This is a genomic window from Mesorhizobium sp. M1A.F.Ca.IN.020.03.2.1 (assembly GCF_004023205.1).
GTDB lineage: Bacteria > Pseudomonadota > Alphaproteobacteria > Rhizobiales > Rhizobiaceae > Mesorhizobium.
Genome location: NZ_RZSV01000058.1, coordinates 1 through 18,312 on the forward strand (window position 1 = coordinate 1; position 18,312 = coordinate 18,312).

Below are 18,312 nucleotides of genomic sequence, written 5' to 3' on the forward strand. Positions count from 1 at the left end.
CGCGAACGGGTCGGCGTCACCGAGATCGCCAACTTTGCCAAGTACGAAGTTTCCGGGCCGGGCGCCGAGGATTTCCTCAACCGGCTGATGACCAACCGGATGCCGAAGACCGGCCGCATTGTGCTCACCCCGATGGTCAACGAGTTCGGCAGGCTGATCGGCGACTTCACCATCGCCAAGACCGGTGAGGACCGTTTCATGATCTGGGGCTCTTCGGCCGCGCAGAAATACCATATGCGCTGGTTCGAGAAGCACCTGCCCAAGGATGGTTCTGTGCGCATCCACCGCTTTGACCAGACGCTGGTCGGCCTGTCGATCGCCGGACCGAGCGCGCGGAATTTGCTGCAGAAACTCGTGGACGTCGACGTCTCGACCAAGGCCTTCCGCTTCATGGACTTCCGCGAGATGGCGGTCGGCGGCGCGCCCTGCATGGTCAACCGCATCACCTATACCGGCGACCTCGGCTACGAGATCTGGATGGCGCCCGCCTATCAGCGCCTCGTCTACAAGGCGATCAAGGAAGCAGGCGAGGAATTCGGCCTCGTCGATTTCGGCATGCGCGCACTGCTGTCGATGCGTCTCGAAAAGAACTTCCCTACCTGGTTCCGCGAGTTGCGTCCGATCTACGGGCCGTTCGAAGGTTCGATGGACCGCTTCATCAAGCTGGAGAAGAACGACTTCATTGGCCGCGAGGCGGCTGCCAGGGAGCAGGCGCAAGGGCCGAAGCTGCGCCGCGTCTCCTTCATCGTCGATGCTGCCGACGCCGACGTGATGGGCGACGAGCCGATCTGGGCCAAGGTCAGCAAGGATTATGGCACGGTGGAGAAACCGCATGGCTACGGCGCGCCGCGCTTCGACGAGACGGGCAAGGAAGTGCGCGGCTCCGAAGCCGCCGAAGGCGCTTCGGCCGTGCGCGGCATCGTCGATGGCGAGTGGCGCGTTGTCGGCTGGGTGACCTCGGGCGGCTATGCGCACTACGTGCAAAAGTCGATGGCGCAGGGCTATGTGCCGGCGGCCCTTGCCGAGGACGAGAGCGCCGGCCTGTTCGAGATCGAGATCCTCGGCCACCGCCGCCCGGCCCGCATCAACGTCGAACCGCCCTTCGACCCGAGCGGCGAGAAGATGCGCACCTGATTCCAGGAAGCCGCAATGTACCGCTTTCGGATCGTGTTGGTGGCCGGCTATATAGCAACCGGCCACCAACGCATCAGATGAGAAGACGACCCTTGCGGCAGCTGGAGAAATGGACCGACTGGCTCTGCGATGAACGGGTCGGCCCTTTCAGTGCCGCAATCGCGTTTGCACTTGCCTATTGCCTGGTCCAGATCGTGGTTATGCCGCTCTCGTCCCATTTCGTGGGCACCGGCGTCGGCGTCGACGACGCCGAACAGTTGATGGCGATGCGCTTCCTCGCGGCCGGCTATGGCGGCTCGCAGCCGCCTTTATACACCTGGTTCGGCATCCTCACGGCCTCGCTGGTTGGAACCAGCATTCTCGCGCTCAAGATCGTCAAATACACGCTGCTGGCCGGTGGATTGGTCGCGTCCTTCGCCACAGTGCGCCGCCTGGGCTACTCAGCCCGCGCGGCGACCGCCGCCATGTTCGGCCTGCTGCTGTTTCCACAGATCGTATGGGAGATGCAGCATGCCCTCACCCACTCGGTCGCGGTTTTTTGCTTTTCATCGCTGCTGCTCCTGGCAGTCGCCGAGTTGCAGAAACGGCGCTCGACTACCGCGTATGTGCTGCTTGGCTTGGCGACCGCCGCCGCAATGCTGTCGAAATACAATGAGGTGATCTTTCTCGCTGCGCTGTTCCTTGCGGCGCTGTCCGTCCGCGAAACACGTGAGGCGATCTTCGATCGCCGTTTCCTGATCAGTGTGGTTGTGGCGATCCTCGCCTGCCTGCCCACATTCTACTGGAGCCTCACGCATCTGGGAGACCTGCTGGCGCACAGCGGTGGCCTGGGCGTCGCCGAGGGGGGCAGCGCGGCAAAGACCCTGTCTCGCGGCATCCGCGGCTTGGGCAATGCGATACTCAATTTCGCCGGGCTGCCGGCCACGATCTTTGCCGTCGCGTTTTTCCTGGCGCGCAAGCAATCCGCACCACCGCCCGAGGCCGCACCGTGGCCAGAGACGCTGGTCTGGCGAGCGATAGGCTTCGCCTTGCTGATCACGCTCGTGGTGGTGCTGGCGGGAGGCATCACACAGTTTCGCGATCGCTGGATGCTGCCCGTATTCGTGCTGTTGCCGGTCGCCATTGCCATGCGGCTGGACGCGATGGGGGAAAGGGGCAGGAAGACGCAGGCTACAATCGTCTTCGTCGGCGCCGTGATGGCCATCCTGGTGCTTCCGGTAAGCTGGTACATGCAGGTCCGCGGCGGCGATAACCGCGGCAGCATCGTGCGCATGGACTACGCTTCGCTCCATCGTCAGCTGACAGCCGACGGACCGGTCGGCACTGTGGTCTCGAGTTGGTTCTGGATCGGCAATCTCCGCCTCGTCGATCCCGATCTCATCGTGCTCGACGACGAGATACCCGATTTCGCCAAATCGATCCGCGAGCCCGCGGTGCTTGTGCTCGCGGATGACGAGGAACCGGCTTCCGTCATCTTCAAGAGGATCACCGAGGCCGGCTATGTGATGGACACCGTCCATCGGCGCATCGCGGTGCCGCAGTTGGGGAACGCACCGCGCCAGGTCACGATCACCAGGCTGCACAAGATGACGCCGCAATAGACAGCCAGGGGGACCGCATGGACACACAACGTTTCGGCCGCCACCGCAAGATCATGCCGTTCGAACCCGGCTCCGTCGAGGCGCTGCGCGCCGCCTCCCGCGAGAAGGCTGCCGCGCTCAACCAGCACGCTCTGGGCTATGGCGCGGTAGCCGAAGCCGAATGGGCGGCGGCAGGCATCGCCGCTCCAGACCTGCCTGCCATGCGAAGCTATCGGCTCGAGCGCATCCGCGCTGAGCTCAGGCGCCGCGACTATGCGGGCGCCCTGCTCTACGACCCGGTCAACATCCGCTACGCGACGGATTCGACCAACATGCAGCTCTGGGTCGCACACAATCCGACCCGCCACTGTTTCGTCGCCACAGAAGGTCCTGTGGTGCTGTTCGACTATTTCTCCTGCGAGCATTTGTCGGATCACGCCGGCGTCGTCGACGAGGTGCGGCCGGCGGTGTCGTGGATGTATCTTTATAGCGGCGAGCTGACCGACAAGAAGGTCCGTCGCTGGGCAGCCGGCATCGCCGAGCTCCTTGCCGAGCACGGCGGCGGCAGTCGGCGGATCGCCGTCGACCACATTAATCCGGAAGGTGTCGAAGAGCTTGCCCGCCGCGGCATCACGGTCGGCAATGGCGAGGCGGTGATGGAGAATGCGCGCCTCATAAAGTCGCCCGACGAGATCCTCGCCATGCGCCGCGCCATTGTCGCCTGCGAGGCGGCGATGGGCGAGATGGAAGGGGCGCTGAAGCCTGGCATTTCCGAGAACGAGCTCTGGGCGGAACTGCATCGCGGCAACATCGCGCGCGGGGGCGAATGGATCGAGACCCGGCTTCTGTCGTCCGGGCCGCGCACCAACCCCTGGTTCCAGGAATGCTCGTCGCGCATCGTCGAGGACGGCGATCTCGTCGCCTTCGACACCGACCTCATCGGTCCCTATGGATTTTGCGCCGACCTCTCGCGCACCTGGCTCTGCGGCGATGGCCGGCCGTCCGACGAGCAGCATGACCTGTTCCGCATCGCCGCCGACCAGATCGCCCACAACACGGTATTGATGCGGCCGGGCATTTCCTTTCGCGATCTCGTCGAACGCTCCGCCGTGCCGCCGGGAGACTGCTTCCCGGCGCGCTACGGCGTGCTCTACCACGGCGTCGGTCTGGCGGACGAATATCCGACCCTGCCGCATGCCAGCGACTGGACGGACGACACGCCGGATGGCGTCCTGGAACCCGGTATGGTGCTGTGCGTGGAAAGCTATATCGGCAGGCTCGGCGGCCGCGAGGGCGTCAAGATCGAGGAGCAGATCCTCATCACCGAGACCGGCAACGAAAAACTCTCAGCCTACCCGCTCGACGAAAAGCTGCTTGGCAACTGACCCGTCCAAGCCAAGCTCGGCGATGGCCTCGCGCATGGACGCAACGACGTCCGCCGATGTGGCCCTGGCCGAGATAAACGGCAATCCCTTCCGCCTGGTCGTCCAGCCGACCACTTTCACGCGCCGCGCCGCCGGCTCGAATCGCTGCGCCAATGCCCAGCTCTGGCAGTCGATGGCGGCGATATCGGCCCTGCCCTCGGCGATGGCGACGATCGACGACCGGTGGCCGCCGCTTTCGCCGCACGAGGCGAAGACGCCCAGACTTTCGCCGATCGCCTCCAGGTCGCGCGTCAGCCCGAGCAGCCCGGACATCGAATCCGGATTGTTGAAGATGAAGCGCTTGCCGCGGATGAGATCGAGCGGGATGACGGCCTTGCCATCCTCGGGCGAGCCAACCGACGTCCCGCCATCAGCCGGCATCACCAGCGCGCTGGAATAGAGCTCGCCCTGCCCGCCCTCGAAGGCGTCATAGCTTGGCTGAGCGACCACCTGCACATGCCTGGCCAGGCCGAGCTCCATCGGCCCCCAGCAGGTCTGTCCGAAAAGCAGCGCCGGGCTCAGCCAGAGCTGGTGAAAATCGAACTCGTCCGGGGGCAATGTCGCGGGGTCGGGCGCTATCAGCTTCCCGGCGCCGTCTTGGATGCCGCCGGACACCGGCGGCAGGTCGCGATTGCTGCGCGCCATTCTTTCCGGCGCGTTGATACCCCTCCGTCGAAAAGCGTCGCGGAGCTGCGCCCATTGCGCGTCGATCTCGCCGCGAACTTCCGGCCAGTCATACATCGGCAGAGCCGCAATCAACTTGCTCATGACGAACAGCTTTCAAAACAGGCGGTCATCGGCGCCTGAATTCCGCGGCGATAAAGCAGTCGCGAAAGTTCGAAATTACTCTTTCGGCGGCTCAGCCGGCACCGGAGCCGTGCCAAGTCCACTCACATTACGCGCTCTGATGCGCGGCTTGAAGGCACGGCCGGGTTCGGGCGCGCGGCGCAGCACCGGATGCACCACCGGCTCCTTGGCCTTGAAGCCAAATGATTTGATCAGCGCGAAATAATTCGGATAGACGTAGCCGTTGTTCATCCGCAGCCATTCTTCGCGGCGATCGCGAAACATCTTCGGCAGTCTGTACCAGGCGACGGTCGGGCTCTTGTGGTGCACGAAATGCAGGTTGTTGTTGAGGAACAGGAAGGAGAGCGGCGACCGCTCGACGATGATCGTGCGGCCCTCCGGGTGTTCCGACCACTGATGCTCGGCATAGGTGCGCACCGAAATCAGGGACTGGCCGAGCCACACCGGCCCCAGTATGTAGAGCCAGAGCGGGATGCCGAAGCCGAAGGTCACGATCGGCACGACCACTGCAAGTCCGACCGCATGCAGCAGCCAGGCTTTGCGGATCGCCTTGTCGCCGGCGGCCATCTGTCTGGCGTCTTCGAGGAAGAAGCCGATCGACGACAGCCAAGGTCCGAGAACGAAGCGGCCGACCATTGTGTTGTTGATCTTGAGCAGGACCTTCATCGCTGGCGGCATTTCCGCATGCATCCAGAGCGCCTGGTAATAGCTTTCCGGATCGTCGAGCGGGTCGGTCAGCCGCTCGTCGGCGTGGTGGCGAAGATGGATCGCCTTGAAACGGCGGAACGGCCAGACCAGCCCGATCGGCAGGATGACGAAGGCCTCGTTGATGTTGGCGTTGCGGGTCGGATGGCCATGCAGCACTTCGTGCATCAGCGAGGATTGCAGGGCCAGTATCAAGGCCAAGGCGACAAGGGCCAGCAGCGGATAGGAAGGCCAAAGCAGGAAGCCGGTGGCAAGCCAGGCGCCATAACAGAACAGCGTGAGGAATACTGTCGGCCATTCCACGGCCGGTGTGCTGCTATGTCTCTTGCGTATGCCAGTCATGCTATCGACCACTGCCTTCCAGTCGCCGGAACCACTTTGATTCCTGACAGCATTGTGTCAGGAGCCTGTCGTTGTCGCAACGCGACAAAGTGAACAATCTGTTGCGAATGCGCATTTTTAGCTGCAGATGTTATATATTGTAAACAGATTTGGGGATTCATTTGCGCCTGAGCACCTAACCAGCAGGCCTGGGCGCAAATTTTTCCTCCACTGGAAAGGAGCGGCGTGATGGACAAGCGTGATCTGTCGACGGTCTTCCGAGAGCGCCTGAAATTGCTCTTGACACGCTCGGACTTGAACCAGTCGGCCTTCGCGAGCGCCGTCGGCATCGATCGTTCGGCGCTGTCGCAACTCCTGTCGGGCGCCTCGACGCGCCTGCCCCGCGCCGAGACGCTTCTCAACATTGCCGCCGAGTTCAAGGTATCGCTCGATTGGCTGCTGGGCCTTAGCCAGGACGAAGGCGTCACCGGCGAGATTCGCGAAAGCCTCGAGATCGAGGAGGCGCCGGATGGCTTTGACCGCACGCTACTTGCCAAATGGCACGCCGAGGCGGTCGGCACCAAGATCCGCTACGTGCCGGCGGGCATTCCGGACCTCCTGCGCACCGAGGCCCTTGTCGAATACGAGGCCGGCATTACCAACAAGAGCCGCGAGGCGCAGGCCGGCGAAACGCAATACCGCATCGACTACAACAGGCGGCCCGAGACCGACATGGAGGTCTGCATGCCGCGCCATACGCTGGAGATTTTCGCACGCGGGCTCGGCGTCTGGGACCGGTTCCCGGAAGCCGAGCGCCGCCGGCAATTGCTGCACATGGCAACGCTCCTCGACGACCTTTACCCGACCTTCCGCCTGTTCCTCTATGACGGCCGCATGCGCTATTCGATCCCTTATACGATCTTCGGGCCGTACCGCGCCGCAATCTATGTCGGCGATATGTATCTGGTGTTGAACGCCACCCAGCCGGTCCGTACCCTGACCAGCCACTTCGACAATCTGATCCGAGCCGCCGATGTCAACGCGCATGAGGCTGCGAGCTTCACGCAGAAACTGGCCGGCATCTCCTTCACCTCAGGCTCTGTCTGAACGCGGCCGCTATATCGCCATGCTGGCATGCGGCGACCAACCTGGCCGACCGTCGTTTTAGGAAACTCACGCAAGAGCGGGCCTCATATTCGTTGACTAGATATAAAGACTTCTTTATATCGTTATTTGAATTCAGGATACGAAAGCCAGAGCCATGACCGCCACCAATCCGATCGACGCATTGCTTGCCGAAAAAGGCGTGCTGCTGGCCGACGGCGCCACCGGCACCAATTTATTCGCGATGGGACTTGAGGCCGGCGAAGCCCCCGAGCTGCTCAACGAGACGGCGCCCGACACCATCGCCGCGCTGCATCAGAATTTCGTCGATGCCGGCGCCGACATCATCCTGACCAATTCCTTCGGCGGCACCCGTCATCGGCTGAAGCTGCATCACGCTCAGGACCGCGTGCATGACTTGAACAAGCGCGCCGCCGAAATCGCCCGTTCGGTGTCCGACAAGGCAGGCCGCAAGGTGATCGTTGCCGGCTCCGTCGGCCCGACCGGCGAGCTTTTGGTGCCGCTCGGCGCTATGTCCTATGAGGAAGCGGTGGATGCCTTCGCCGAGCAGATCGAGGGCTTGAAGGCCGGCGGAGCCGAAGTCGCCTGGATCGAGACCATGTCGGCGCCGGATGAGATCCGCGCCGCGGCCGAAGCCGCGATCCGTGTCGGCCTGCCCTACACCTATACCGGTTCCTTCGATACGGCCGGCCGCACGATGATGGGGCTGTTGCCCAAGGATATCCACGGCGTTGCGGATGGACTATCGCAGGCTCCACTTGGGGTGGGCGCCAATTGCGGCGTCGGCGCAGCCGACATCCTGGCCTCGCTGCTCGACATGACCGACGCGAAGCCGGAAGCCACCGTGATCGTCAAGGGCAATTGCGGCATTCCGGAATTCCGCGGCAGCGAGATCCACTATTCCGGCACGCCGGAACTGATGGCCGACTATGTCCGGCTGGCAGTCGATGCGGGCGCCAAGATCGTCGGCGGCTGCTGCGGCACCTCGTTCGCTCACCTTGCCGCGATGCGCAAGGCGCTCGACGCGCACACCAAGTCGGCGCGTCCGACGGTCGAGACCATCGTCGAGCGCATCGGGCCGATGCGCAACAAGATAGCGAGCGCTGCCGAGGCAGGCGAAGGCCGTCGCGAACGCCGGCGCAGCCGCGCCTGAAGTTGGCCTGTTCTATGCGCTGTTTTCAGCGTAGCGCGACAGCGCCGTACCGAGATCGGTGGCGGCGCTGTTCTTGCTGTCTGCGCCCATCGTCATCAACGCGCCGGACGCGCGCGGGTCGCTGATCTGCTCCAGCATCACGCGAAAGCGGTCGTTGTTGAGCGCAGAGAGCGCCGTGTCGCGGGCCGCATCGACATTATTCCTGATCCGCGCGGATTCCGCCGACGGAGCGGACGGTGCTCGCGTCTGAAGATTGCCCGCAGTCGGCGTCACGTTCCCGGTGATATGCAATTCCAGCCCCTCACTTCTATCAGCTTTGACTAACAGGAGGGCATTGCGATCAAGTTCCGGAAAAGCCGCGCAATTTAACGATCGGCAAAAGCCGGCAGGTCCTCCGCCGGCTTTTTGTTCCATGGACGGCACCCGCCCTATCTGTTGGTGCCCAGCGACGAGGCTAGCCGCACCAGCGACAGGAATTCCGCCCTGTAGCCGAACGGATCAGCGCCGCGCGCGGCGTTGGCGATCTCCAGGATCCGGTCGTAGCCGAAATTCGCCGTCTGATCCGCGTCGCGCAGCTTCTGCCCGAAAGCCGCGACCGCGACCGAAAAGCGCTGGTCGACGCCGGCTTCATCGAAGGACGGCACCTCGTCGGCCGCGGTCACCGGTGTCGTGATCAGTTTCGAGACATTCTCGTTCGGCAGCTTGTAGCGGATTTTTACGAAGGCATATTCGCCCGCATTGGCAACGCCGCCATTGTCGACCTTCGCCTCGCCATAGCGCAACGGATCGACCTGCTCGGCGCCGCTTCCCTTGGGCGTGACCTCGTAGATCGCCGTCACCGAATGGCCGGAACCGATATCGCCGGCGTCGACGCGGTCATTGTTGAAATCCTCGCGCTTGAGCGCCCGCGTCTCATAGCCGACCAGCCGGTATTCCGAGACCTTGGCCGGGTTGAACTCGACTTGGATTTTCACATCCTTGGCAATGGTGAACAGCGTCGAGGACGCGTCCTCGACCAGCACCTTCTCGGCCTCGGCAAGCGTGTCGATATAGGCGGCCGTGCCATTGCCGTTCTGGGCTATGGTCTGCATCATCTGGTCGTTGAGATTGCCGCGGCCGAAGCCGAACACCGAGAGAAACACGCCGGTCTTGCGCTCCTTCTCGATCAACCGTTTGAGGTCGTCGTCATCGGTCTGGCCGACGTTGAAATCGCCGTCGGTGGCAAGCATCACGCGGTTGATGCCGTCCTTGACGAAAGACTGCTGCGCAAGTTTGTAGGCTTCCTTGATGCCTGCCTCGCCGGCGGTCGAACCGCCTGGCTCCAGATTGTCTATCGCTGCAAGAATCTTCTGCCTTTCCGCGGCCTTTGTCGGCATCAGCACCGTGCCGGCATTGCCGGCATAGGTGACGATGGAGACGGTGTCGTCGGCCTTGAGCTTGCTGACCAGCAACCGGAACGCCGACTTCAAGAGCGGCAGCTTGTCCGGCTCGTCCATCGAACCCGAAACATCGATCAGGAACACCAGGTTTGCCTTCGGCGCCTCGACCGGCTTCACGTCAAAACCCTTGATCGCAACATGCATCAGCTTGGTGCGCTCGTTCCAGGGCGTCGGCATGACGGTGACAGTCGAATTGAACGGCGTCGCGGCCGAGTCTGGACCCTTCCAGTCATAAGGGAAGTAGTTGATCATCTCTTCGACCCGGACCGTGCCTGGGTCGGGCAGAATACCTTCCTTCAGCGAGCGGCGGACGAAGGAATAGGACGCCGTGTCGACATCGATCGAGAAGGTCGACACCGGATCCTGGGCAGCTTGGTGCACCGGATTGGTCTTGAAGGTCTCGATGCGGTCGCGGTTTTGCTCTTGCGGCTGCATTTGATCGGCCGGCATGGGCGCCAGCTGACCCATCGGCCTGGAACCAGCGACGGCGCCAGCCGGCATCTCTGCAGGCTGCATGGCGGTTGCCGGCGCCTGGGCATTCGCGCGTCCGCCGGCGGCCAGCTGGTCAACCTCCGCAGGTGCAGGCGGCGGCGCAGGCAGCGCCTGTGGTACTTGCTTGGCAAAGTCCTTCAACGCCCCGTATTCCTGCCTGGTCCGATCATCGGATCGGCTCAATTCAGTTTTCGGCGGCGATGCCGGTGCGACCTGCGCCTCGTCTTCGACGCGCCTCTCGCTGTCGGCGCTGGTCTTCTTCTCCTTGGCAGGCGCGGCCGCCAGCGGCTCGCTGATCGCGGGCTGGTTCGGTATCGGCTTCTGCGCAACCGGCTTGTCGGCCACCGTTTCGGTGACCTTCCCGTTTGAAATAACGGGCGGCTGCTCCCTCAGCATCTCAAAAGCGGCATAGCCGGCGATAGGCAGCGCGACCAGCGCGGTCAGGGCCGGGGTGGCAATGAGTTTCCGTTGCATGATCTCTCTCCAGAGCCTTTGTGCTCGCTCCGTGAGACGAAGACCTGCCGGCGATCCTTGGGGGGCGGTCGAAATTTTTTCGTTCAAGTCGAAGGCGTGCATCGCGGCGGCCAACGCACGCGTTTGCGCTTCGCTGTCCGGCGCCGGAACTGCCAGATTGCGCAGCCTTTCGAGTTCGTTGTCGTCGACCATGGTCACACTTCCCCGGCTGAGCGCATGAGCAGCTTCAGCCGTTTCTTCGCTTCATGGATGTGCCAGGAAACCGTCGCCTCCGAGATCGCCATCACCTCGGCCGCAGCCGCGTGGCTCAACCCTTCGCCATAGACGAGCAGCACCGCGTCGCGCTGCTTGTCCGGCAGCATGCGCACCGCCGCCCACAGCGCCTCGGCCGGGTCCTGGGCTTCCGCCGAGCCCTCCCCCGCGATCAGCGCATACGTGCCGAAGGCCTCGGTCTTGGCGCTGTCGCGGGCGCGCTTGCGCATCATGTCGCGCGAAGCGTTCAGTGTCATGGCGTAGAGCCAGGTCGTGAACGCGCCATTGCCCTGATAGTCGCGGATTGCCCGGCCGAGCCGCACGCAGACATCCTGGGCGATGTCTTCGGCATCGGCCTTGCGGCCGCACCAGCGATAGGCGGCGCGATAGACGAAGCCATAGTGCCTTTCGAGCAGTTTGCCGAAAGCCCCCCTGTCTCCACCCCTCGCCCGCCCGATCAATTCGGCATCGGAGGCTTCGCTGTCGTCCAGCATCATCGCCGTCATTTGCCTGTTGGACGAAGGCTAATGGCGATTCCTTGGGACGATGGAAAGATTTTTTTGCGGCGGCCTCCGCACCCTACCCCAAGGTTTCGGCGAACAGCGTGATCAGCCGCTTCCAATGGCGCTCGGCGCCCGCTTCGTCATAGACGCTGTGGTCCTTGACGCACCAGCCATGACCGACGCCGACATAGTTCTCGATCGTGTGGTCGACTTCGGCGACCCTGAGCACCTCTGCCAGCCGGGCTGATTGCTCCGGCGGAAAGCTACGGTCCGCGCCGGCGACCCCGACGTAGATGCGTGCCTTGATCGACGCCGCCTTCCGGTGCGGGCTGTCGGGCACGTCGCTTGCCAGATTGCCGCCGTGGAAGCTGGCGGCGGCAGCAATGCGGTCGGGATAGGCCGCGGCGGCATTGAGAGCCCGCGCGCCGCCCATGCAATAGCCGACGACGCCGACCGGCCCGTCCAGGCCTTCGGCAGTGAGCGCATCGAGGAAGGCCGCGCTGTCGCGGATGGTCATCTCTTGCGTGGTGCCACCGCTCAGCGCCGTCAGTTGAGCCCTGGTCCTATCCTCAGCAAACGCAGTCTTCGGGTCGAACGGTCCATAGGGCACGCTGCGATAGAACAGATCGGGCAACAGCACGGCATAGCCATGCCCTGCGAGGCGTTCGGCCATCTGGTCGAGCGTCGGCCGCGGGCCGAAAATATCCATGTAGAGGATGACGCCGGCCCTGGCCGCCGCCGCCGGTCGGAACAGCCCGGCCTTGGCCTTCCCGTCCCGGGTTTCGATCTCGATCTCTTGCTTGGCCATGCTGCTCTCCGTCGTCTGTCCGCGCGATAGATATCCGGCTGGAGCGGCCCGGCAAGACAATCCCGGAGCCTGGCGTTCAAGATTTCGTGCGGTTGGCCTTCATCTTACAGCCGAGCAAAGGCCGCCATATGAAAGGCCTGCACCTCTGGCCGATAGCGATAGTCCGCCCCGTAGGGACATGCGTTGCGGTCGAGGCAGCCGCTCGTGCGGCACAGGCCGCCTCCGGGGCCGCGCACATGCCCAAGACAGGCTTCATGGGCAAAACCCTGCTCGGAATAGGCATCGACCGGACAGGAATTCATGCAGGGTTTTTCGACGCATGTGTCGCAGAGATGAATCGGTTCTTGAGGTTCGGGGAGGAAAATCTCTTCCTCGAACAGCAGCGCGCCGCGATAGGCATGCCAGAGCCCATACTGCGGATGCATGAGGATGCCGAGCGGCGACGGCTTCAACCCTTCCGCCCGCATCGCCCATTGCTGGAACGGCAGATAGGGCCTGTCGGAGGGCGACACGGCGCGAGCGCCGAACGCTTGCGCCACCGCGCCGATCACCTCCCGCGACCAGGTGTCGAGCGGGTTGACGATCCCGCTGGCCCGCTGCCCAAGCCAGCGCTGGAAGTGCGGCCAGAGTGCGACGCCGGCCTGCCCGACCAGGAGGGCGGACTTGGCAGGCGCGCCTGAAAGCCCCGCAGGCACGGCTTCATCACTAGCGAAGCGAAAGCCGCCCCGAAGGATCAGGCCGTGGGCGGCAAGCGCGGCCGCGGTCCCTTCGATCGTGCCGCGCGAAAAGATCATCCCTTCTTGTCCGGGTCGGAGAACGCGCTCCGCCAGACTTCCTTATGGATGATGTTGGCGACTTTAGCCCGGCCTGACTCGGGCTCCTTTCAAGTGAAGGCGTCGGCCATCGAGGCCTTCTTCCTGTCGATGAAATCCTTCAGTGCCTCGTCGATCGCCGGATCGAGATGCGGTGCTTCGTAGCTTTCCAGCCAGCGGCGGGCGAGCTCGTTGGCGCGCTGCGGCGCTGTCTTTTCGCCTTCGGCCAGCCACTGCTCGTAGGAATTGTTGTCGGCGATGTTGGAGCGGTAGAAGGCGGTCTGGAAATTCGCCTGCGTGTGGTCGCAGCCGAGATAGTGGCTGCCCGGACCGACCTGGCGGATGGCGTCCATCGCCTGGCCGTTCTCCGACAGGTCGACGCCCTCGGCGAATTTCTGCGTCATGCCGAGCTGGTCGATGTCCATCATGAATTTCTCGTAGCAGGAGGCGAGACCGCCCTCGAGCCAGCCGGCCGAATGCAGCACGAAGTTGGTGCCGGCAAGGATGGTCGAGTTCAGCGTGTTGGCGCTCTCATAGGCCGCCTGCGCATCTGGGACCTTCGAGGCGCAGAGCGAGCCGCCGGTGCGGAACGGCAGGCCGAGCCGGCGGGCGAGCTGCGCTGCGCCATAGGAAACCAGCGACGGTTCCGGTGTGCCGAAAGTCGGCGCGCCCGACTGCATCGAGATCGACGAGGCGAAAGTGCCGAACAGCACCGGCGCGCCGGGCCTGATCAGCTGCGTGAACGAGGCGCCGGCAAGCACCTCGGCCAGGATCTGCGTCAGCGTTCCGGCAACCGTCACCGGGCTCATCGCGCCGGCCAGGATGAACGGCGTGACAATGCAGGCCTGGTTGTGGCGCGAATAGACTTTCAGCGCGCCGAGCATGGTCTCGTCGAACACCATCGGCGAGTTGGCGTTGATCAGGCTGGTCAGCACCGTGTTGTTCTCGACGAAATCCTCGCCGAACACGATCTTGGCCATCGCCACCGTGTCCTCGGCCCGCTCCGGCGCCGTCACCGAGCCCATGAACGGTTTGTCCGAATAGCGGATATGCGAATAGACCATGTCCAGATGGCGCTTATTGACCGGCACGTCGACCGGCTCGCATACCGTGCCGCCCGAATGGTGGATCGACGGCGCCATATAGGCGAGCTTCACGAAATTCTGGAAATCCTCAAGCGTTGCGTAGCGGCGGTTGCCGTCGAGGTCGCGCACGAAGGGCGGGCCGTAGACCGGCGCGAACACCGTCCCTTTGCCCCCGATCTGCACCGAACGCTCCGGATTGCGCGCATGCTGGGTGTAGATCGAAGGCGCGGTCTTGAGCAGCGAGCGGCAAAGCCCCTTGGGAAAATGCACGCGCTCGCCTTTCACATCGGCGCCGGCCTCTTTCCACAGCGCGAGCGCCTCGGCGTCGTCGCGGAAGATGATGCCGATCTCTTCCAGCACCGTGTCTGTGTTCTTCTCGATCAGCGCCAGGCCTTCCTCGTCGAGGACCTCGTAGACGTTGATCTTGCGCTTGATGTAGGTGAGCTGGGTGCCCGGACCGCCGCCTGCGCGCGCCGCGCGCCTGGCCGCCGCGCCGCCGCTGGCGCCGCGTCCGCGTCGTCCGCCCGACGCTTCCTGCTCGACTGCCGCGTTATCGCTCATGATCGTTCTTCCTATAGATTTTAGATTTGGGCCTGAATTGGCTCGCGGCCGGTTCGCCGCCGCTTCTTTCCGGATCGTAGCCATGCACCCTATTGAAAACGGCTCGCCAGCGCCAACGCCTGTCGCAAATTCGACAAGAAAACCGCCAACTTTTCAGTCGCTTTCCTTTTGCGGGAAGTCGCAAATCAGCTATGGCTACCTTGCCCTCGCGGGTTAGGTATTGGCGCATCGATTTTGAGCTGCAGCAAGCATTCGAGCAGCAAGGAGCCCGAGGAAAAAATGTCCGACGACGAGATCATCCTTTCCGAGCTTTCCGACGAGGAACTCGTGCAGCAGATGCATGACGACCTTTATGACGGGCTGAAGGAAGAGATCGAGGAAGGCACGCATATCCTTCTTGAGCGCGGCTGGCAGCCCTACACGGTGCTGACCGAGGCGCTGGTCGAAGGCATGCGCATCGTCGGCGAAGATTTCCGCGACGGTATCCTGTTCGTGCCGGAAGTGCTGCTCTCGGCCAATGCCATGAAGGCCGGCATGGCCATCCTGCGCCCGCTGCTTGCCGCCACCGGCGCGCCCAAGCAGGGCAAGATGGTGATCGGCACCGTCAAGGGCGACATCCACGACATCGGCAAGAACCTCGTCGGCATGATGATGGAAGGCGCCGGCTTCGATGTCATCGACCTCGGCATCAACAATGCGGTCGAGAAATATCTGGAAGCGATCGAGCAGCATCAGCCCGACATCATCGGCATGTCGGCGCTGCTCACCACGACCATGCCCTATATGAAGGTCGTCATCGACACGATGAAGGAAAAGGGCATTCGCGACGATTACGTCGTGCTGGTCGGCGGTGCGCCGCTCAACGAGGAATTCGGCAAGGCCGTCGGCGCCGACGCCTATTGCCGCGATGCCGCGGTGGCGGTCGAGACAGCCAAGGACTTCATGAAGCGCAAGCACAACGTTCGCGCTTCCGCCTGATCCCAGGGCATCAGGATGGATCGAAAAAAGCCGCGCCTTGCAGCGCGGCTTTTTTGTTCCCAGATGATGATGAGGCTGAACGATCAGTTGGCGACAGTGTCTTTGACCGCCCTCGCCGTTGATTTGACGTCCTTGCCGACGCCTCGAATGGTGTTGGCGCAGGCGGTGAGTGCAAGCGCGCAGGCAAGGATGGCAATCGGCGCGATGCGTAGCAGTTTCATGGGTGTCTCCCTCAACAGATAATTAGCCCCGCAGCGAAAACCGGCTCGACTGGTTCATGGTCAAAACGCAAAAAACGAAACCGAATCAAACAGACAGGCTGCTCGTCATCGCCTGCGGGATGATTGCGCGCGAAGTTTTGGCCGTCAAGCAACAGCTAAAGCTCGATCACCTTGAGTTGACCTGCCTGCCGGCCGAGTTCCACTTCTATCCGGACCGCATCGCGCCGGCCATGGACAAGGCCATCGAAAAGGCCAAAGCGGAAGGCTACAACCACATCTTCGTCGGCTATGCCGATTGCGGCACCGGCGGCATGCTCGACCACGTGATCGAGAAGCATGGCGTGGAGCGCATGGCCGGCCCGCATTGCTTCGCCTTCTACCAGGGCATGGACGCCTATGCGAAGGTCGCCGACGGCGACATGATGTCGTTCTACATGACCGACTTCCTCTGTCGCCAATTCGACGCCTTCTTCATCAAGCCGCTCGGGCTCGACAGGCATCCCGAGCTTATCAAGGACTATTTCGGCAATTACGAGAAGCTGATCTATCTCGCGCAAACCGACGATCCGGATCTCGACAAGGTTGCCGAGAAAGCCGCCGCCATGCTCGGCCTCGCCTACGAGCGTCGCTCGACCGGCTATGGCGATCTGACGAGCGAACTGGCGCGGGCGGCAGCCAACGCTTGAGGCTCTCGCAGGGCTGCTTCAACGGCGGCCAGCGGGTCGGACGATCGACTTGCAGACGAAGCCCCCTCGCCTCCGCTGGCAAGCCGGATGACAGCGGCCTGCGAACGGGTAAGTTGTGCCCCAAGCAGACCAAACAGCTATTCCAGCCACCGATTCGGGAAACGTCCATGATCCCTCGCCTGCTGCTTCCCGCCCTTTGCCTTATCGGCTTCGCCCTGCCCGCCTATGCCGATGGCGAGGTGCAGAAGCTGATCACCGCCGCCGACAAGGCGCGACTGGATAAATATGGCGAAACGCGCAAGGCGGCTCTCGAAGAGGCAAAGGCCGGCGATCCGGCTGAGGTCAAGCAACTCGATGCGCTGCTCGCCAAGCCGCTGGTCGCTTTCTCCGGCAAGGATCTGACCGGCAACTGGAAATGTCGCACCATCAAGGCCGGCGGCTTGAGCCCGCTAGTTATCTATGGCTGGTTCAAGTGTAAGGTCACCGGGGACGGCTCGGGTTGGCGGCTGCAGAAGATCAGCGGCTCGCAGCGCACCACCGGTCGCTTCTTCGACGACGGTGAGAAGCGCGCCATCTATCTCGGCTCGTTTTCGGTCAATGACGAAAAGGCCAAGCCCTATGGCAGCGGCGCCGAAAGCGACCAAGTGGGCTATGCCTTCCGCAACAGTGCCACCGAGTGGCGCATCGAATTCCCCGCGCCCTATTATGAATCGAAGCTCGACATCATGGAATTCAAGCGCTGACTGAGCCCGAAAAGTTGCAGAGTTTTCGGACCAGGATCATGCGCGACCATTGGCTCACTAAGGGTTAACCCGCTCTCCCTAGCATGCGCCCGACTTTGAGAGCGGGTGCTTGCCATGGCAACGTCGGAATCCGGTCCGCGGCGGACTGTTGTCGTCACCGAAGGCGGTCCGCATATCTGGGCAATCGTCAACGCCATCGCCGATCGCGTCGGCCCTGTGAGTGTCATCCTCGAAACCCCTGAATCAAAAAAGCGTTTGCTGCTCGGCCGCGCCCGCCGCCAGGGCTGGATCTCGGCCATCGGCCAGCTCGGCACGATGGTGCTGACCAGGCTTGGCAAGCGGTTCTTTGCCGGCCATGCTGCACGGCTGATTGCCGAGGAAAAGCTCGAGACAGAACCTCGCCCGACCCAGACGATCATCCATGTGCCTTCCGCCAACGGTCCGGAATGCCTTCAGGCGATCGAGAAGATCGGGCCGGGCGTCGTGCTCCTCGCCGGCTGCCGGCTGCTGTCGAGGAATATGCTCGCGAAGATGCCTTGCCCGGTGCTCAACTATCACGCCGGCATTGCCCCGAAATATCGTGGCATGAATGGCGGCTACTGGGCGCTGGCCTCTGGTGATCGAGGGAATTTCGGCACCACTGTGCATCTGGTCGATGCCGGCGTCGACACCGGCGGAGTGCTGAAGCAGGCGCGCGGCAAGTCGAAACGCGGCGACACCATCGCCAGCTACGCGCTGCGGCAGGCGGCATTTTCCCGCGACATCTGCGTCCAGGCAGTGGCCGAGGCGCTGGCGGGAAAACTTACGACGATCGATCCCGGCCTGCCCTCGAAACAGTGGTTTCACCCGACGATTTGGTCCTACCTCTGGACCGGCCTGACGAAGCGCGTCTGGTAATCTGCCGGCGTCGGAAATTCAGCACTCGCTTTGCGTCATCGCCAGCGTCGCTTTTGAAGGCGCGCGCGTCGTCCCATAACAAGCGGCACAAGGGCGCATGCGGCAATGCTCC

The 18,312-nt window shown here is 63.1% G+C and carries 18 protein-coding genes; 9 read left to right on the plus strand and 9 right to left on the minus strand.

Going from position 1 to position 18,312, the window contains the following annotated elements; translation table 11 throughout:
• From EOA79_RS12100 to EOA79_RS12110, 3 genes are all read left to right on the plus strand, one after another.
• Positions 1-1,134: aminomethyltransferase family protein (locus tag EOA79_RS12100; protein ID WP_164893850.1), on the plus strand; the 1,134-nt coding region annotated here is incomplete at its 5' end.
• A gap of 92 nt (positions 1,135-1,226) precedes the next feature.
• A complete protein-coding gene (locus EOA79_RS12105; RefSeq protein ID WP_164748371.1) occupies positions 1,227-2,735 on the plus strand; it encodes a glycosyltransferase family 39 protein in 1,509 nt (502 codons plus the stop codon).
• A gap of 17 nt (positions 2,736-2,752) precedes the next feature.
• A complete protein-coding gene (locus EOA79_RS12110) occupies positions 2,753-4,099 on the plus strand; it encodes a Xaa-Pro peptidase family protein (RefSeq protein WP_095825668.1) in 1,347 nt (448 codons plus the stop codon).
• On the opposite strand, the gene EOA79_RS12115 is transcribed toward EOA79_RS12110, so the two are convergent.
• Positions 4,061-4,906 (minus strand): PhnD/SsuA/transferrin family substrate-binding protein, encoded by an 846-nt coding sequence (locus EOA79_RS12115; RefSeq protein ID WP_095825669.1) that lies wholly within the window; start codon positions 4,904-4,906, stop codon positions 4,061-4,063. The genes EOA79_RS12110 and EOA79_RS12115 overlap by 39 nt on opposite strands.
• Before the next feature lie 75 nt (positions 4,907-4,981).
• A complete protein-coding gene (locus tag EOA79_RS12120) occupies positions 4,982-5,992 on the minus strand; it encodes a fatty acid desaturase (RefSeq protein ID WP_095825670.1) in 1,011 nt (336 codons plus the stop codon).
• A gap of 228 nt (positions 5,993-6,220) precedes the next feature.
• On the opposite strand from EOA79_RS12120, the gene EOA79_RS12125 reads away from it, so the two are divergent.
• Together EOA79_RS12125 and bmt are read left to right on the plus strand one after the other, a co-directional pair.
• Entirely contained in the window at positions 6,221-7,078 is an 858-nt protein-coding gene (locus tag EOA79_RS12125) for a helix-turn-helix transcriptional regulator (protein ID WP_095778490.1), read from the plus strand.
• Positions 7,079-7,232: 154 nt separating this feature from the next.
• The gene (gene bmt / locus EOA79_RS12130; protein WP_095778491.1) at positions 7,233-8,249 is read left to right on the plus strand and encodes a betaine--homocysteine S-methyltransferase; all 1,017 of its coding nucleotides are present in this window, start codon (positions 7,233-7,235) and stop codon (positions 8,247-8,249) included.
• 12 nt (positions 8,250-8,261) lie between these two features.
• Here the strand turns inward: bmt and EOA79_RS12135 are convergent, their stop codons facing one another.
• The 6 genes from EOA79_RS12135 to EOA79_RS12160 form a co-directional block, all read right to left on the minus strand.
• Positions 8,262-8,663 carry a hypothetical protein gene (locus tag EOA79_RS12135; protein WP_245322448.1) on the minus strand — a complete coding sequence of 134 codons (402 nt, stop codon included), beginning with the start codon at positions 8,661-8,663 and terminating at the stop codon, positions 8,262-8,264.
• 14 nt (positions 8,664-8,677) lie between these two features.
• Positions 8,678-10,846 carry a VWA domain-containing protein gene (locus tag EOA79_RS12140; protein ID WP_128293024.1) on the minus strand — a complete coding sequence of 723 codons (2,169 nt, stop codon included), beginning with the start codon at positions 10,844-10,846 and terminating at the stop codon, positions 8,678-8,680.
• A 2-nt stretch (positions 10,847-10,848) separates the two neighbouring features.
• On the minus strand, positions 10,849-11,412 hold the full coding sequence (locus EOA79_RS12145; RefSeq protein ID WP_067329326.1) for an RNA polymerase sigma factor: 564 nt from the start codon (positions 11,410-11,412) through the stop codon (positions 10,849-10,851).
• Positions 11,413-11,485: 73 nt separating this feature from the next.
• Complete coding sequence (locus tag EOA79_RS12150) at positions 11,486-12,217, minus strand: dienelactone hydrolase family protein (protein ID WP_127335339.1); 732 nt, start codon at positions 12,215-12,217, stop codon at positions 11,486-11,488.
• A gap of 104 nt (positions 12,218-12,321) precedes the next feature.
• A complete protein-coding gene (locus tag EOA79_RS12155; RefSeq protein ID WP_127335340.1) occupies positions 12,322-13,011 on the minus strand; it encodes a hypothetical protein in 690 nt (229 codons plus the stop codon).
• A gap of 89 nt (positions 13,012-13,100) precedes the next feature.
• On the minus strand, positions 13,101-14,675 hold the full coding sequence (locus tag EOA79_RS12160) for a trimethylamine methyltransferase family protein (RefSeq protein WP_066999687.1): 1,575 nt from the start codon (positions 14,673-14,675) through the stop codon (positions 13,101-13,103).
• A 279-nt stretch (positions 14,676-14,954) separates the two neighbouring features.
• Here EOA79_RS12160 and EOA79_RS12165 point away from each other — a divergent pair, with 279 nt between their 5' ends.
• Positions 14,955-15,653, plus strand: a complete 699-nt coding sequence (locus EOA79_RS12165; protein ID WP_066999684.1) for a B12-binding domain-containing protein — start codon at positions 14,955-14,957, stop codon at positions 15,651-15,653.
• Between the two features lie 83 nt (positions 15,654-15,736).
• Here the strand turns inward: EOA79_RS12165 and EOA79_RS12170 are convergent, their stop codons facing one another.
• The gene (locus tag EOA79_RS12170) at positions 15,737-15,874 is read right to left on the minus strand and encodes an entericidin A/B family lipoprotein (RefSeq protein WP_019858698.1); all 138 of its coding nucleotides are present in this window, start codon (positions 15,872-15,874) and stop codon (positions 15,737-15,739) included.
• Between the two features lie 56 nt (positions 15,875-15,930).
• On the opposite strand from EOA79_RS12170, the gene EOA79_RS12175 reads away from it, so the two are divergent.
• From EOA79_RS12175 to EOA79_RS12185, 3 genes are all read left to right on the plus strand, one after another.
• A complete protein-coding gene (locus EOA79_RS12175) occupies positions 15,931-16,560 on the plus strand; it encodes a DUF1638 domain-containing protein (protein WP_095825677.1) in 630 nt (209 codons plus the stop codon).
• Between the two features lie 167 nt (positions 16,561-16,727).
• The gene (locus EOA79_RS12180; RefSeq protein ID WP_095825678.1) at positions 16,728-17,303 is read left to right on the plus strand and encodes a DUF4893 domain-containing protein; all 576 of its coding nucleotides are present in this window, start codon (positions 16,728-16,730) and stop codon (positions 17,301-17,303) included.
• A 114-nt stretch (positions 17,304-17,417) separates the two neighbouring features.
• Positions 17,418-18,200, plus strand: a complete 783-nt coding sequence (locus EOA79_RS12185; RefSeq protein WP_095825679.1) for a formyl transferase — start codon at positions 17,418-17,420, stop codon at positions 18,198-18,200.
• Positions 18,201-18,312: the final 112 nt, after the last annotated feature.

Bases quoted from the DNA above. Each gene is read 5' to 3' on its own strand.
- EOA79_RS12135 (WP_245322448.1), bottom strand. From the start codon at position 8,663: ATGGAACAAAAAGCCGGCGGAGGACCTGCCGGCTTTTGCCGATCGTTA.
- EOA79_RS12125 (WP_095778490.1), top strand. From the start codon at position 6,221: ATGGACAAGCGTGATCTGTCGACGGTCTTCCGAGAGCGCCTGAAATTG.
- EOA79_RS12160 (WP_066999687.1), bottom strand. From the start codon at position 14,675: ATGAGCGATAACGCGGCAGTCGAGCAGGAAGCGTCGGGCGGACGACGC.
- EOA79_RS12145 (WP_067329326.1), bottom strand. From the start codon at position 11,412: ATGACGGCGATGATGCTGGACGACAGCGAAGCCTCCGATGCCGAATTG.
- bmt (WP_095778491.1), top strand. From the start codon at position 7,233: ATGACCGCCACCAATCCGATCGACGCATTGCTTGCCGAAAAAGGCGTG.
- EOA79_RS12185 (WP_095825679.1), top strand. From the start codon at position 17,418: ATGGCAACGTCGGAATCCGGTCCGCGGCGGACTGTTGTCGTCACCGAA.
- EOA79_RS12180 (WP_095825678.1), top strand. From the start codon at position 16,728: ATGATCCCTCGCCTGCTGCTTCCCGCCCTTTGCCTTATCGGCTTCGCC.
- EOA79_RS12175 (WP_095825677.1), top strand. From the start codon at position 15,931: ATGGTCAAAACGCAAAAAACGAAACCGAATCAAACAGACAGGCTGCTC.
- EOA79_RS12155 (WP_127335340.1), bottom strand. From the start codon at position 13,011: ATGATCTTTTCGCGCGGCACGATCGAAGGGACCGCGGCCGCGCTTGCC.
- EOA79_RS12115 (WP_095825669.1), bottom strand. From the start codon at position 4,906: ATGAGCAAGTTGATTGCGGCTCTGCCGATGTATGACTGGCCGGAAGTT.
- EOA79_RS12120 (WP_095825670.1), bottom strand. From the start codon at position 5,992: ATGACTGGCATACGCAAGAGACATAGCAGCACACCGGCCGTGGAATGG.
- EOA79_RS12165 (WP_066999684.1), top strand. From the start codon at position 14,955: ATGTCCGACGACGAGATCATCCTTTCCGAGCTTTCCGACGAGGAACTC.
- EOA79_RS12170 (WP_019858698.1), bottom strand. From the start codon at position 15,874: ATGAAACTGCTACGCATCGCGCCGATTGCCATCCTTGCCTGCGCGCTT.
- EOA79_RS12140 (WP_128293024.1), bottom strand. From the start codon at position 10,846: ATGGTCGACGACAACGAACTCGAAAGGCTGCGCAATCTGGCAGTTCCG.
- EOA79_RS12110 (WP_095825668.1), top strand. From the start codon at position 2,753: ATGGACACACAACGTTTCGGCCGCCACCGCAAGATCATGCCGTTCGAA.
- EOA79_RS12150 (WP_127335339.1), bottom strand. From the start codon at position 12,217: ATGGCCAAGCAAGAGATCGAGATCGAAACCCGGGACGGGAAGGCCAAG.